This is a genomic window from Rhodomicrobium vannielii ATCC 17100, assembly GCF_000166055.1.
Lineage (GTDB): Bacteria > Pseudomonadota > Alphaproteobacteria > Rhizobiales > Rhodomicrobiaceae > Rhodomicrobium > Rhodomicrobium vannielii.
In genome coordinates, this window is sequence record NC_014664.1 from 2,684,585 (window position 1) to 2,698,245 (window position 13,661).

General features: G+C 53.8%; 13 protein-coding genes. 11 read left to right on the forward strand and 2 right to left on the reverse strand.

Going from position 1 to position 13,661, the window contains the following annotated elements; all coding sequences use genetic code 11:
* Nucleotides 1-2: 2 nt before the first annotated feature.
* Entirely contained in the window at nt 3-1,310 is a 1,308-nt protein-coding gene (locus RVAN_RS12415; RefSeq protein ID WP_013420059.1) for a capsule biosynthesis protein, read from the reverse strand.
* Nucleotides 1,311-1,418: 108 nt separating this feature from the next.
* A complete protein-coding gene (locus tag RVAN_RS12420) occupies nt 1,419-2,573 on the reverse strand; it encodes a polysaccharide biosynthesis/export family protein (RefSeq protein WP_013420060.1) in 1,155 nt (384 codons plus the stop codon).
* A 291-nt stretch (nt 2,574-2,864) separates the two neighbouring features.
* Between RVAN_RS12420 and RVAN_RS12425 the strand changes: the two genes are divergently transcribed.
* The 11 genes from RVAN_RS12425 (at nt 2,865) to tnpB (ending at nt 13,634) form a co-directional block, all read left to right on the forward strand.
* A complete protein-coding gene (locus RVAN_RS12425) occupies nt 2,865-4,241 on the forward strand; it encodes a glycosyltransferase family 4 protein (RefSeq protein WP_013420061.1) in 1,377 nt (458 codons plus the stop codon).
* Nucleotides 4,238-5,251, forward strand: a complete 1,014-nt coding sequence (locus RVAN_RS12430; protein ID WP_013420062.1) for a hypothetical protein — start codon at nt 4,238-4,240, stop codon at nt 5,249-5,251. Before RVAN_RS12425 ends, RVAN_RS12430 begins: the two co-directional genes overlap by 4 nt.
* Nucleotides 5,251-6,555 (forward strand): radical SAM/SPASM domain-containing protein, encoded by a 1,305-nt coding sequence (locus RVAN_RS12435; protein WP_013420063.1) that lies wholly within the window; start codon nt 5,251-5,253, stop codon nt 6,553-6,555. Before RVAN_RS12430 ends, RVAN_RS12435 begins: the two co-directional genes overlap by 1 nt.
* 45 nt (nt 6,556-6,600) lie before the next feature.
* Nucleotides 6,601-7,002 (forward strand): hypothetical protein, encoded by a 402-nt coding sequence (locus RVAN_RS12440; RefSeq protein WP_013420064.1) that lies wholly within the window; start codon nt 6,601-6,603, stop codon nt 7,000-7,002.
* 269 nt (nt 7,003-7,271) lie between these two features.
* Complete coding sequence (locus RVAN_RS12445) at nt 7,272-8,396, forward strand: WcbD protein (protein WP_013420065.1); 1,125 nt, start codon at nt 7,272-7,274, stop codon at nt 8,394-8,396.
* On the forward strand, nt 8,389-9,186 hold the full coding sequence (locus RVAN_RS12450) for an ABC transporter permease (RefSeq protein WP_013420066.1): 798 nt from the start codon (nt 8,389-8,391) through the stop codon (nt 9,184-9,186). The genes RVAN_RS12445 and RVAN_RS12450 overlap by 8 nt, the downstream gene beginning before the upstream one ends.
* A gap of 233 nt (nt 9,187-9,419) precedes the next feature.
* A complete protein-coding gene (locus RVAN_RS12455) occupies nt 9,420-10,505 on the forward strand; it encodes a hypothetical protein (RefSeq protein WP_041787573.1) in 1,086 nt (361 codons plus the stop codon).
* Nucleotides 10,502-11,185, forward strand: coding sequence for an ABC transporter ATP-binding protein (locus RVAN_RS12460; protein ID WP_013420068.1), 684 nt, complete (start codon nt 10,502-10,504; stop codon nt 11,183-11,185). Before RVAN_RS12455 ends, RVAN_RS12460 begins: the two co-directional genes overlap by 4 nt.
* Nucleotides 11,186-11,191: 6 nt before the next feature.
* Nucleotides 11,192-12,529 carry a glycosyltransferase family 4 protein gene (locus RVAN_RS12465; protein ID WP_013420069.1) on the forward strand — a complete coding sequence of 446 codons (1,338 nt, stop codon included), beginning with the start codon at nt 11,192-11,194 and terminating at the stop codon, nt 12,527-12,529.
* A gap of 311 nt (nt 12,530-12,840) precedes the next feature.
* Complete coding sequence (gene tnpA, locus RVAN_RS12470) at nt 12,841-13,284, forward strand: IS66-like element accessory protein TnpA (RefSeq protein ID WP_013419092.1); 444 nt, start codon at nt 12,841-12,843, stop codon at nt 13,282-13,284.
* On the forward strand, nt 13,281-13,634 hold the full coding sequence (gene tnpB / locus RVAN_RS12475) for an IS66 family insertion sequence element accessory protein TnpB (protein ID WP_013419091.1): 354 nt from the start codon (nt 13,281-13,283) through the stop codon (nt 13,632-13,634). Before tnpA ends, tnpB begins: the two co-directional genes overlap by 4 nt.
* The last annotated feature ends 27 nt before the right edge of the window (nt 13,635-13,661 follow it).

Genomic DNA, 13,661 nt, shown 5'->3' on the forward strand with positions numbered 1-13,661 from the left:
ATTTACTTACTCTGGGAAATGGTGGGGTAAGTGTGAGAAGCCATAGCCATACCCAAGCCGCTTTCGACAAACGCATTTTCGAACTGATAAGTCGAGACGGCTATTCGATGCGGGATGGCCTCATTGCTTCTTACGATCCGGGCCAGCCCTGCCACGGCGAGCTCAATGCCTTGACCGCTGTGGAAGCCGCCATTCACCTGGGAGTATTTTTGGAGATAGGCACAGAACGCGTCAACACTTTCCCTCACCGGCGGCACAGGATTTGACCAAAACTCGTCTAGGGCGCCCTGAAAGGTCAGCTTCGGCATGTCATAGACAGCATTACCCATGCAAATGACGGGAAGATCACGCATCAACGCGGTAAGGCCGCCAGTACTGTTCACAGTTATTACAGCAGTCGATTGATCGTAAATCCGGTCGATACTTGTCTTTCGGAAGTAAACCACTCTCCCGAAGATTCCTAGCCGCTCGGCTTGCTTTTCCACAAAGCGGGGGCAACGCTCGACCCCGTAATCGTACGGGTGCTGTTTGATGACGAGCAAAGCATCGCTTGGCGCGTTGGCTGAAAATGATTGGAGTACGTCAACCAGAAAGGCACGATTGCGGGGGAAACTTGAATGAACCTTGAGTTGCGAATCTCCGGGCTTTTGCAGGAGAACGACAAATATCGGCCCACTCGCCTCCTCATGGATTTTTTTGAGCCGCGTCAATTTCTCTTCTTCGCTATGAGAGATACGCCAGATGTACTCACCGAAGTAGTGACGCGCCTGCCTCCATATGTGGTCTCCGTGGTAATCGGCTTCGAAACGGAGGAACGGAGACAAAGCACAGGACCAGAAGTAATGCCAGATCACATGCCGGACGTGACATCTCATGCTTGATTGGAATTTCAGGAACGAAGGCGGCGGCAAATTTTGCGATGTGTAATAGGAAGGATCACGAGGCAAATCCGAAAAGCCGTTTACGCCGGATCGATCGACTGTGATCCAGAATGGGCGGAGATAACCATTCTCCAGAACCAGACGTTGGATGCCCAGTTCCGAGGCGATCTTTATCGCAAGGCGATTTCTTCTGGACGTATCATTGAAAGTTACAATTATCGATATTTTCTTTTCTCTGATAATGCGCCTGACAAATGTCTCCTCGTCGTCTTCGGATCGATGAAAACGAATGCGATGGGGAGCAGGCGTCTCAACGAAATCTCCCCCTTCCCAAGCTATGCGCCAAACTGAATGCCCATCATCACCGAGCGCTTTTGCAGCTTCGCGAAAGAAGGGGCCGAAAGGAGCGGATACGAAAAGAATTTGCATTTACAAATCCCATAACACATCAACGTAGCAAACAAGGGGTCAAAGCCCAAGACTGCTATGGGCTCATCGTTTACGGTTTCTGATCGAAATCAAACGTACAAAACCCTACTACGGCACCGCGCTATACACGTTTGCCGCGCTCACAGCAGGTGACACAGCCGTCCCCACAATTCGCAGAAGCTTGGTGAAGTCGGCTCCGGACGAGTTCGCCACGTATACGATGTCTCCCTCGCGCATGGCGAATGCCTGCGCTAGGAACAGCCCTTCCGGGCGACTGAGGTCGAGTCGATAAATGATAGGTACCTGATCGCTATGCGCCAAGTTTGGTTCGCGGAACGGTTGCGGTATCAGGTCAGCAGGCTCGAAACGAAAAACGTAGACACCTTTAGCCTCGGCCTTGTCGTCATTCAGACCACCCGCCCGACCGATCGCTTGCGCCAAAGTGATCGTGGGTGCATCGAACGCGATTTCTGCCTGACGTCCGGATGCCCCTAGAATAGTGTAGCTTCGCTTGTGTCCATACACGCCAATCACGTCATAGGAACTCAGGCGAATGTTCTCGGCCGGCTCGCGAGTAAGTTCAAGAAAGGGTACCGTCACAACCTTTCCGCCACGGGTCAAGGAAACGAATGTCTCATGAACTGGCGTTTTTATGCCGCCGGTAGCGGCAATGGCGTTGAGTAGCCTCTCATTATTTGGCCCGAGTTGCACCTGGCCGCCAGCCACAGCGTCGCCCGTAACAGTAACGGAGTTTTCCGCGCTGTTGACGACATTGACAAGAGCCTGGGGATCCACGGCCTTGTTGGATAGCTTCGAAACTATGGCCTGCTCGATTTCTCGCGGCTGTTTTCCGATAACCTTTATCACCCCGGCGAACGGCACGCTGATGGTTCCTTCACGCGAGACGACTTGCTCTGGAATGGCAGTCGAACCCACGGCGCCTATGCCACCAGCCGTGCCCGCCGAAGCGTTGAAAAGATTGCCAGGCGCAGCTTCCCAGACCGTAATCTTGATGACGTCCCCTATGCCCACCACGGGCGCGACAGCCCTCTTGTACTCAGAAAGCCTGGTCATGCTCGGAGGACGCCGAAGGCGTAGCACTGAAATGGTCTGCTCGTTGATTTCGACCACTTTGTACCAGGTGTTTTCGGACGTCCCGACGCTTTCCATCACCGATTGCGACGGGCCAGCGGCGGGCAGGACGCTGCACCCGCCAAGCGCGCCCAAGAAAAGCATGGAGAATGCGATTTTTTGTTTACTCATTTTGTCAGCCGAGCCTTAACGAGTAAATAAGATATCTAACCAGCCCATTTAGTCCAGTCCCGGGCAAGGTGGCAATGGGTAATCGGCGAAGGCTAGGCCGTTGTGGCCCGCAGGCCACGCAGCGACGGACCTCCACAGCTTTTGCGCGGGCTGGATTAAAAGAAGCGAGAGTGATTCGGAGTTGGCCTTGCAAACGCCTAGTCGTTGTTGCTAATAAGCTTTCGCATTATGAGGCGTTTTGGCTCCTCAATCTTGGATTGAGTTTTTTTTATGTAAAAGGATACGGTTGCTGTGAATGTCGTCATCGACGGTTTCAATCTGGCACTTGAAAAAGGGACGGGGGTCGCAACTTATGCGCGAAATTTGTCCCGTTGTCTGCACGGGATCGGACATTCGGTGCATATCCTGTATGGCAAGGGCGGCGCGACCGGAAAAACCGAAGTTGAGAGAGAGATCGCTTTTTTCGATGAAAATCCTATCGACGGTGAAGGCCGACTGGGGCGTGCGCGAAGGGTCGTTTCGACGTTAGTCAGCCCGTTTCCGAGGCGACCTCAGCCGATTACCCTCTCAGGCACGGTGATATATCAGCAAGTGGCATCCAAACTGCCCTTCTTTGATTGTCTCTGGAATTCCCCGCATCTTTACTCCAGCAGCGCCGCATTCTTCAAGGTACATCGCCGCCGCCTCGCAGTGAGAATCCCAAACGTGGAGATCGCTCACTGGACATATCCCTTGCCGGTGAAACTTCAGGGTGCGATCAACATCTACACCTTTCACGATCTCGTCCCGCTCCGCTTGCCATACACGACGCTTGACAGGAAGCGCGAGTATCATCGCCTGATCACGCATCTCGCACGAAAAAGCGACCATATAATCACCGTATCCGAAACGTCTCGCCAAGATATCATAAACATCATTGGCGTTCCGGAAGAAAGGGTCACCAATACCTATCAATCCGTCGACATCCCATCCGTTTATTTATGTTCCCCTCAGAATATCGTTACGGATGAGCTCAAGGGTGCATTTAACCTAAATTACAAAGAATATATTCTCTATTATGGCTCGATAGAACCGAAGAAAAACGTAGGAAGGATTGTCGAGGCCTACCTCGCGTCGAATGTTCCTGTGCCGCTCGTTATAGTTGGGGCTCAAGCTTGGAAATCCGACCAGGAACTGAAACTCCTCAAGAATTCGACGCAAAGCGGCTCTATTAGACGCGGTGCGCGACGGATCGTGGTGCTCGAGTATGTCGCATTTCCGCAACTCGTTAATCTCGTTAGAGGAGCGCTAGCAATAACTTTCCCGTCTCTGTACGAAGGTTTTGGTCTTCCCATCATCGAAGGCATGGTCTGCGGCACTCCGGTCATCACATCGAATGTCGGATCGATGGCGGAGATAGCAGGCGACGGAGCAATTCTCGTCGATCCTTACGACACACGAGATATCAAGAACGCCATCGTGGAGGTTGTCGCAAGTCAGGAATTGCGCGCGGACAAAGTTGCCCGGGGAGCGGTGGTGGCTCGACAGTTTTCGGCCGAAGCCTATCAAAAACGGCTCGAACAGCTTTATGCGCGCCTGAAGCCTTCGATTGGTCGACCATTGCAGACCCAATTGGTTAAGCCGACCCCCGAGCGCCTTAATCCGCGAATCGAAGCAGGGCCGTCATGATATTCGCTGCAATCATCCCCCCGACGGTCCTCGGCAAAATCCTTGAGGAGTGCCTCCGGCTGTTGCTCGCTGTCGCATGCAAAAAATACGAGGATTTGCCGGGGGATCAACTCGACGCGCTACCTATGCATTTGGCGGACGATCCGAGCCGGCACGCTCTTATCGTGGCAAGGGCCCCGAAAGAGGGCATGCTACGTGAACTTGCTGATCCCAGAATATTTAAGCTCGCGGTGGTGGACAGCCCGCGGCATGCTGTAGAATTCGTTCGGACGCCGGGAATGAAATTCACAGACTGTGTTCGGCACGTATCCGGCTGTCTTGCTGCATCTCACGATTGGATAACAAGGCATGCACCCGTTATCCTCGACCGACATGCTTGTGCTGTCCCGCTTGCAGACTTTATCTGGAACATCGCTAGAATTTACAGGCTTACCCTTACAGAGAAAGACCTCGCATTCATCGTGGAGAAGCTTGCGTCCGAATTGGAGCCGCGCTCCGAACTGACCTTGGGGGCTCTCCGCGAATGGCGATCACAACCTCTCCAGCCGCTCAACGATATCGAAGCCTACCTCGTCGAGGCAAGCTTGGGCCCTTATGAGGCAGTGACGGACAAACCGGTTGATCGTCTCGTCTGGCCGGGGGCGCTCTTTTTCCCCGAAGGCAACATCGACGGATATTCCAATAAGTTCGATCTCACGGGGCGATCGAGAATTCTCATCTACGGCCCGAGCCATCGCTTGCCTGTCGGACACTGGAAGGCGGTCCCTGTTTTTTCGGTCGACGGTAATGAAAGTGGCAACACCCTGGTGGTCGACGTTTATAACGGCGAGATTCAGGGTTGTGCCAATTGGCCGCTTCCGTCCCGTGGCAAATTCACATGTGAAATAGGTTTTCACAATCTTGATCCAGGGAAGGAGGTGGAGGTACGCTTCGCCATCGGCCAAGGCGCTATCGAGGGCGAATTGGAGATTGAGCACGTAATTATTGAGCGAGTAGCAGGGATAACGTGATGGTTGGAGAATTCCCCGAAGACCCGTCCCAAGTGCCTTGTAACGCGCAAACTTACGTGTATCTGGGTGACATTGCTCGCGATGGGTGCCGTTGGGATGAAGCGAGAGAGGCTTACGCAAAGGCTCTGGATCTCAATCCGACGCTGAGCGAAATCTGGGTACAGTACGGCCACGCTCTCAAGGAAACGAGCTTCACAGACGCGGCGGAAGGTGCATACAAGAAAGCACTGCATCTAAATCCCGACGTCGCCGACACCCATTTGCAGCTGGGGCATCTGCTAAAAATCAAAGGGCGCCGGAGAGAGGCCGTTACCGCGTATTGCGAAGCCCTCGCGCGCGATCATTCGATGAGGGATGCGCGCGCCGAACTCAGATTTCTGGCGCACGACAAGGAGCTTGCTCTCTTTGTTCGCCAATCGGCGGCGGCGGTCGGCTTGGACCTCGACAAGCAGTTCCGCTGCGTGATCTTGGGGACAATGGGGATGTGCAACGCATCCTGCATCCACTGTCCAGCAAACAAGCCGGTAACCGGGCATGTCCCTAAAACACCGATGCCGATGTGGTTATTCGATAAAATCGTCGGCTCGCTGGCAGAGGATGAGTACGACGTCGGCGTCCAGGTAAGTTTTGGTCTGTTTGGGGACGGACTTCTCGACCCGCATGTTGAAGAACGAGCGAGAAAACTGAGAAAGGCACTCCCCTTGGTTCGCCTGTCAGTAAATACAAATGCGGCAGCATACAATCAAGCTCGACATGCCCCTCTCGCAGACTACGTCTCGATGATCGCCGTCCATGTCGAGTCTTTGCATCCGGAAACCTATGATGCCTTGATGTTACCTCTGCGCTTCAATCGCGTCTTTCCAAAAATTGAGCAGATCCTGAGGGATTTTCCCGGTAAGGTCGCTATCAGCATTCCAGCGAACCGGCTAAACATGCATGAGCTTTCGGTCATGCGCGAGCGCTTTCTGGAATGGGGAGCAATCTATGTTTCGTTCGACCGGTTAAGTAACCGGTGCAGCCGTGATCGCCAGGTTTTTGATTCGCTGTCTTTGGGAGCGAAGCGAGGACGCTGTAATGGTAGCGCCCTCGACGATCTTATAGTCGACTGTGATGGCAAGGTTCTGGTCTGCTGCAATGATTTCGAGCGACTCGAACCCGTCGGAGACTTTACTACCGAAAGTCTTCTGGAAATTGTGCGGAGTGCACGCCGGAGACAAATGCGTTTTCTTCTCGATTCTGAGAAGTGGGATGCCATCAGCACCTGCTCTCACTGCTTCGCGGATGGATCTATTAGCGGAAGCTGAACAACTTCTCCAATACTTTTTAAACAATACTCCAAGGAGTTAAGTATGTCTGTAATGAAGGACATAACCAGGCCGATTATCGAAAATTCAAACATGAAAAATGTGATAGATATTTTCCGGAGCCGCTGCAGAGCCTCTCCGTTTCTTTCTGACGCGAATCTCGAGTTTTCGTCAATTCGTGGTTTGAAGGCCGACAACTCCTATCGTTTTACAGTTAACGGTGTTGTCGTTTTTGTCCCAACGCTTGCCCCTAGGCTTATCGTCCGTTATTTGGCGGATGGCGAATATCAACGCGAAAAGGGGCGCATTTACATGACAAAGCTTGATGTGACGAACGATCCGACTGGGTTGATCGATAAACTGATTGGCGTGACAGGGATAGCCGTTGGCCGGTCTCTACACGTTAATGCGCAAGATGATGCTCTCATCGAATCGCTGCTTGGGTGACCCGGCCAACTCGCTCCACCGGTCTTGTGACAGTCCGGGATCGTCGTTCCGATGGCGTTCGACAATCGGAAGCCGTGCAATCGACACAACTCTTGCTGCTTCATGCGGTTGTTTCTACGGATTGTGTTGTTAACGCCTTGCGGCGAATGCACGCATGATCAAGGCCGAGATTCAAAGCACGTATCCCGGCGTCGGAGCTATTCGCCCAACTGCTGCCGTCTTTGAACGGCACCGATACACGGCATTGGTTTCTAAAAAAGCAGAGTGTAATGAGCTTTTGGCGTTTCACGCGATCAATCGATCTTAAGGCGTCGCTCGCAGCGCTATTGTTCATGGCTCTTGTAATTCTGCCCACAACGATAGCGAGCGCTTATTATTTCGTGCTCGCTTCTGACCGATATGTGGTCGAAAGCAAGTTCACCGTTCGCAGCATCCGCGGGTCTCAAAGCGGCGGCCTTTCGTCGCTTTTTCGAACGATTGGCATCGCGCGAGCCGAGGACGACACCTATGCCGTCATCAATTACCTCTTGTCGCGTGACGCGGTCCGGGAAGTTGGCCCTGAGCGTTTGCGTCGTGTCTTCGGAAACAAGGCAGGCGATGTCTTTTCCCGATATCATGGCCTTCTGAGTGCCGACAATTCCGAGAAACTCTACGAATATTATTTGGGTCGCGTCGATGCTTGGTACCAATCCAAGGGCGGCTTGGTAACGCTACGCGTTGCCGCTTTCAATCCTGTGGAGGCCAAGGAGCTTTCCGAAACGCTCCTGCGTTTGAGCGAGGGGTTGATCAACAGATTAAACGAACGAGCCCGATCGGATGCGATCGCGTATGCCGAGAGGCAACTGACGCAAGCGGAGCTCTTGGTGGTCGATGCGCAGAAGGCGCTTACCGCCTTCCGAAATGCGGAGCTTTTGATCGATCCTCTCGCGGATACGATGAAGATTCTGGAGTTGATGGCGCAGTTAAAAAAAGAGGCAATCGATACGCAGCGCCAGCTCGAAGAAGCTTTGCAGACTTCCCCGTCCAGTCCTTCAATTCCCGGGCTGAGAAGCCGAATTTCGGCTCTCGAGCAACAGATGGACAAGGAAAGAGCCAAGATCGTCGGAGGAGATGATCCGCTTGCCAGCAAGGTTTCGGCGTATGAGCGTCTGACCCTGGCTAAGGACTTTGCCGACCGCAATCTCACTCTGGCTTTCAATGCCCTTCAGGCCGCCCGGCAAGAGGCGCAACGAAAACAGCTTTATATCGAAACGGTTGTAAGTCCTCATCTTCCCGACGAAGCGATTGAGCCACGACGATTCCGGGCCGTTTTTACAGTCCTCACCGTGTGCTTCAGCATATTCGCAATGCTCTGGCTCGTCATCGCGGGATCGAGGGAGCACATGCATGGTTGACCTTCGAGTCGGCGATTTTCTTGCGAGGCTTCGCACACAACTCCGCATTTTGCATGCGCTCGTCCTGCGCGAGATGATGACGCGTTTCGGTCGTCACAATCTTGGCTTTTTCTGGCTGATGGGGGAACCACTCATACTCAGCCTGGGTGTGATGCTGGCCTGGTCGGCCGCCGACCACAAGCTCGGCGGAGATGTCGGAATCGTGCCATTCGTGTTGAGTGGATATACGATGCTTACGCTCTGGCGACACATTGTTGGCCGTTCCGTTCATTGCTTCAGACACAACGCAGGGCTCATGTATCATCGCAACGTTCTTCCGATAGATACTTTGATCGCACGTGCTTTACTGGAAGTCGGTGGTACCGGATTGGCTTTCGTTATTGCATTTATCCCTCTCTACTTGTTTGGGTTGGTGGACCGGCTTTATGATCCGCTCCTCGTCGTTGGCGGGTGGCTTTTTCTTGGCTGGTTTACCTTTGGCTTTGGACTGATAATCGCCGGCTTGAGTGAAATGAATGATATTGTCGAGCGACTTATACAGCCGATTATGTACATCACCCTCCCACTGACGGGGATGTTTTTCATGGTTTCGTGGTTACCTGAAGACGCTGCCCGTATCGTATTGTACTCGCCTCTCGTCCATTGCTTCGAGTTGTTTCGTGAAGGCATGCTCGGTCACAATGTAGAGGCGCAATGGGATTTACAATATCTTTTTAACTGCTGCGTCTGCTTTACCGCAATAGGATTTCTTGTTATCCGGAAAGCGCGCAGTCATATCAGCCTTGAATGACATTTGGGTGTTCGAATTTTTCGAACGAGACAAGTCGGTTCCCGCCATGTGTTTGCGACCAGAAACGAAAAAGACGTATCGTCAGGAAGGGCGGGTCGATTTTGTCAGATAGCGCCTCCGATCATTTCATCGCGCCACAATTGAGGCCCGTCGGGGAACCGATCGCGGCCGCAGACCCGCAGTCACCCGACGGTCGCTCCCTGTCCTCATTGTGGCTTGCTGCAACGCGAAACATGCTCGCCATTGCCGTCGTAGCTGTGCCAGTCTCCCTGTCGATCATCTATTACGCCTTCATTGCGGCGGACATCTATGTTTCCGAGGCGCATTTCGCGGTTCGATCGAAAGCGGGTCAGGGCGGGCTCGGCGTTCTATCGGAAAATACGGCCTTGCAAGCCTTGACCTCTATGAGCGCTTCGCTTGACGAAACTCGTATGGTTAACGATTATCTGAGCTCACGCGATGCAATAAAGAAACTTGCCGAGGAAACGAATTTCCGCAGCCTTTTGTCCCGCCCGGAAGCAGATTTTCTTACCCGCTTTCCACGGCTTCCGTGGTCGCGCGATAGCCAGGAAGCTCTCTACGAAAGATATTCGGACTACGTTTCTCTCGAACTTGACACAAGTACAGGGATCAGTACGCTGCGGGTATTCGGTTTTCGGCCCTCAGATCCCCTCGAATTAGCTCGAATATTGCTTGATTTCGGCGAGCAGCGCGTCAACCAATTAAACGAGCGCGCGCAGCAGGACACGGTCACTTTCGCAAAGGCCTTGGTAAGCCAGAATCGGGAAAGGCTGAAATCGTCACAAGTCGCACTTTCTGAATTCCGCGAGCGAGAAAAGCTTTTCGATCCGAAGCTTCAGGGGGCATCTACTATCGACCTGATTGCGAAACTCAATTTTGAGATCGCGAGACTTGGGGCAGAATTGGACGAGGTCAGCGTCAATTCACCGGGGAGCCCGAAAATCACATCAATCAAAACTCGAATTGATGCGATGGAGCGGGAGACGCAAAAATTGCGAAACACGCTGGTTGGGAGCGAGGGTTCGCTTTCATCTCGTCTGCCCGAATATGAGAGACTGGCGATGGACCACGGACTGTCGACGAAGACGCTGATGGCGAGCTTGGCCTTTTTTGACGAAGCAGTCAAGGACACTCAACAACAGCGTCTTTATCTCCAGCGTGTTGTCGAGCCCAACAGCCCAGATTATCCGCTATACCCCAAGAAATTACGGTCGCTTCTACTCATTTCTGGATTCTTCCTTTGCATCTATTTTGTGCTCCAAGCATTGGGCAGCGTAATCTTGGAGCACGATAAATGACGCCCTCCGACTTCGTTGAAAATGGCTCCGACAGGATCACGGTAGATAATATCGTCAAAGAATATGAAAGCACGATCGGCGTACGCCGCGTTCTTGACGGGATTTCCTTCTCGGTCGAGCGGGGCGAGAAAATCGCGATCCTCGGTCGCAATGGCGCTGGCAAGTCCACGCTTGTCAGAATCATCGGAGGGGTTGATATGCCTACATCCGGGCGCATCATTCGTGGCATGTCAATGTCCTGGCCTCTCGCCTTGGCGGGCGGTTTCGAAATGACGATGTCGGGGCATGACAACATTCGTTTCATTGCAAGGATCTACAACAGACCCTTCGCCGACGTGGCTGCTTTCGTTGATGACTTTGCAGAACTTGGGCGACAGCTCTACATGCCCGTAAAGACGTATTCTTCCGGCATGCGCGCGAGATTAGCCTTTGCATTGACGCTTGCGGTCGATTTTGATTGTTTTCTCATCGACGAAGTTATCTCGGTTGGAGATCAGCGTTTCCATGCCAAGTGTCACGACGCGCTTTTTGTTCAGAGATCTCATTGTTCAATGATAATGATAAGTCACGACACAAATATCGTCAAACAATACTGTAGTAAGGCATTAATTCTGAAAAACGGGAGAGGAAAAGTTTTCGATGATATCGAGTTTGGCCTGGATATATATTCGACCCTGTGATTGGCGATGACCCTATTTCTGGACGTGACCCGGATTTCCACCCGCGTGATAGGTTCCACGCCCACTGGAATAGATCGCGTTGAATATGCCTATGCGACAGAAATCTTCAGCCGTCATCGCGACCTCAACCCGGTGCCGATCATCACCACACCGCTATTCAGCGGCGCCTTGCGCCGGGAGGTCTTCGAGGACGTTCTGGATCGCGTCGCCAAAGCATGGAAGCTGGAACGCACGCCGAGACAGGATCAGGTTTATCTGGATCTCAAGGCCTATCTGGAGCAACCCATTGATTGCAGGCGTTTGCAGAGTTTCCGCGTCAGAGGACCGACACTGAAACAACGTTTTCGAGGACAGGCAATATTTCCCTTTCGCTCTCTTGTCCGCGCGCCGATGAGGCTGGCACGGCGGATTCAGCGTGCCGCCGGACAACCGAATTTCTATCTGAACAGCTCGCATACGCAGCTCGAACAGGGGAATCGCTTCGCCTGGACGAAGGAAAACGACATCGGCTCCTTGTTTTTCATCCATGACATCATTCCTATCGATTTTCCCGAATTCGTGTCACCCAAGTCCCGGGCCAGACACGAAGGTCGCTTGAAAACCGTTTCGGAGCTTGGACGTACCATCATCGTAAATTCGGATTACACTGCGCGCTCTGTAGCGGGCTACCTCGAATCACGAGGCATGCGGCTGCCCGAAACGAAGGTCATACCGCTTGGCGTGACGGAGTGGTTCCTTGGCGGTCGCGAACTTTTGCCTCCCAGCCCAGGCATCCCGTACTTTGTGCTGGTGAGTACGATCGAGCCGCGAAAAAACATGCTTTTTCTTTTCGCGGTGTGGCGAAAGCTTGCCCAAGAGCTTGGTCCGCGCACGCCCCGACTCGTTATCGTCGGTCATCGCGGATGGGAAAACGAGAACGTGATCGATGTCCTTGACCGCTCGTCCGGCCTTGCTCCCTTTTTGGTCGAGGCGACGGACTTGAGCGACGCAGGCCTCGCCTCGCTACTCTCCGGAGCGGCAGCGCTTGTGTCGCCGTCGAGCGTAGAAGGGTTTGGGCTTCCGATCGCGGAGGCGCTTTCGCTTGGCGTTCCAGCAATCGTCTCCTCCATTCCGGCCCATCGCGAAGTGGGTGGCGAACAAGCTTTCTATATCGATCCAATAGACGGTATGGCGTGGCTGAAGATCCTGACGGCGTTTGTGAATACAAACTCGGCTGAGCGATCCAGGGCGCTCGATATGGCACGAAATTTCAAGCCGTTCACGCTGAAGGAACATGTCGGCATAGCTGCGGATTTCGCGCGAGCTCTTACAGAGCAAACAATCCGATCTCACTGTTTACATTAACTGAGCATTGCCGGTTGCATAGGAAGCGCTCCGCATTCGCCATTCCCCAGTACTAAAGCCGCGTTCGGGGGCGGGATGTGTAGGCCTCCGCCGAGGGCCGCCTTGCCGTGGTGCTTAGATGCAGGTCTTGTTTGTGACGCTTGTCACGACGGGAGCTATGTCCGGGGATATGTCTGGAGCTAATTTTGCGCATCGGTATTCCGTAGTTGCTGATACCCGGCGCCGCTGGAGCGAGGTAAGCGGCGTTCTGACCTCACCTTCCATTTTGCACGAACGGCTGCGAGTGTGACGGTTCATTGAGGGATCGTCTTATGTCTAATCCTGGTCGTAGTCCTATCACGGAGCTTGCGTCGTGCGCGCGGGCCGACACGTTCCAGCGCATTGAGGTGATCACCGGCGTTGCCCGGCGACGGTCGTGGCCGTCCGATGTGAAGGCGGCGATCGTGCAGGAAACGCTTGAGGACGGGGTCGGCGTTTCCGAGGTTGCGCGCCGACACGGCGTGGCTGCGAGCCAGCTTTTCAAATGGCGCCGTGAAGCGGGGCTGAGATCGCGACCGCCCAAACCAGAGCCGGTGACGTTTGCCCCTTTGCTGATCGAGAAAAAGGATGCGCCTCAGCCTGAGCATAAAGAAGAGGCACCGCCATCCGGGCTGATCGAACTCGAACTCGCAGGGGGACGGGCGCGGATCCCGGTGACGGCCGGCCGCGAGGTTATCCTGGCAATTATCGACGGGCTTTCGATGAGGCGGCGGTGATTTTCGGCGCCATTCCACCTCGGATTTACATCGCGACGCGGCCTGTCGATTTCAGGAAAGGCATGGATGGGCTTGCGGCCACGGTTCAGGAGGTCTTGAAGCTCGATCCGTTTTGCGGCGCTGCCTTCATCTTCCGCTCCAAGCGGGCGGACCGGATCAAGATTTTGATCTGGGACGGCTCGGGGCTGATCCTGATCTACAAGCGGCTCGAGGATGCGAAGTTCCGCTGGCCAAGGATCGAGGACGGGGTCATGCGTCTGTCGCCTGCGCAAGCGTCCGCCTTGTTCGAGGGCTTGGACTGGGCCCGGGTCCGTGCGGTTCGAAGGGCGCGTCCTCAGGCGGTGCAATAAGCCTGATATCTCTCTGTTTTTGCGTGA

Bases quoted from the DNA above. Each gene is read 5' to 3' on its own strand.
- RVAN_RS12415 (WP_013420059.1), bottom strand. From the start codon at position 1,310: ATGCAAATTCTTTTCGTATCCGCTCCTTTCGGCCCCTTCTTTCGCGAA.
- RVAN_RS12420 (WP_013420060.1), bottom strand. From the start codon at position 2,573: ATGAGTAAACAAAAAATCGCATTCTCCATGCTTTTCTTGGGCGCGCTT.
- RVAN_RS12430 (WP_013420062.1), top strand. From the start codon at position 4,238: ATGATATTCGCTGCAATCATCCCCCCGACGGTCCTCGGCAAAATCCTT.
- RVAN_RS12435 (WP_013420063.1), top strand. From the start codon at position 5,251: ATGGTTGGAGAATTCCCCGAAGACCCGTCCCAAGTGCCTTGTAACGCG.
- RVAN_RS12440 (WP_013420064.1), top strand. From the start codon at position 6,601: ATGTCTGTAATGAAGGACATAACCAGGCCGATTATCGAAAATTCAAAC.
- RVAN_RS12445 (WP_013420065.1), top strand. From the start codon at position 7,272: ATGAGCTTTTGGCGTTTCACGCGATCAATCGATCTTAAGGCGTCGCTC.
- RVAN_RS12450 (WP_013420066.1), top strand. From the start codon at position 8,389: ATGGTTGACCTTCGAGTCGGCGATTTTCTTGCGAGGCTTCGCACACAA.
- RVAN_RS12455 (WP_041787573.1), top strand. From the start codon at position 9,420: ATGCTCGCCATTGCCGTCGTAGCTGTGCCAGTCTCCCTGTCGATCATC.
- RVAN_RS12460 (WP_013420068.1), top strand. From the start codon at position 10,502: ATGACGCCCTCCGACTTCGTTGAAAATGGCTCCGACAGGATCACGGTA.
- RVAN_RS12465 (WP_013420069.1), top strand. From the start codon at position 11,192: ATGACCCTATTTCTGGACGTGACCCGGATTTCCACCCGCGTGATAGGT.
- tnpA (WP_013419092.1), top strand. From the start codon at position 12,841: ATGTCTAATCCTGGTCGTAGTCCTATCACGGAGCTTGCGTCGTGCGCG.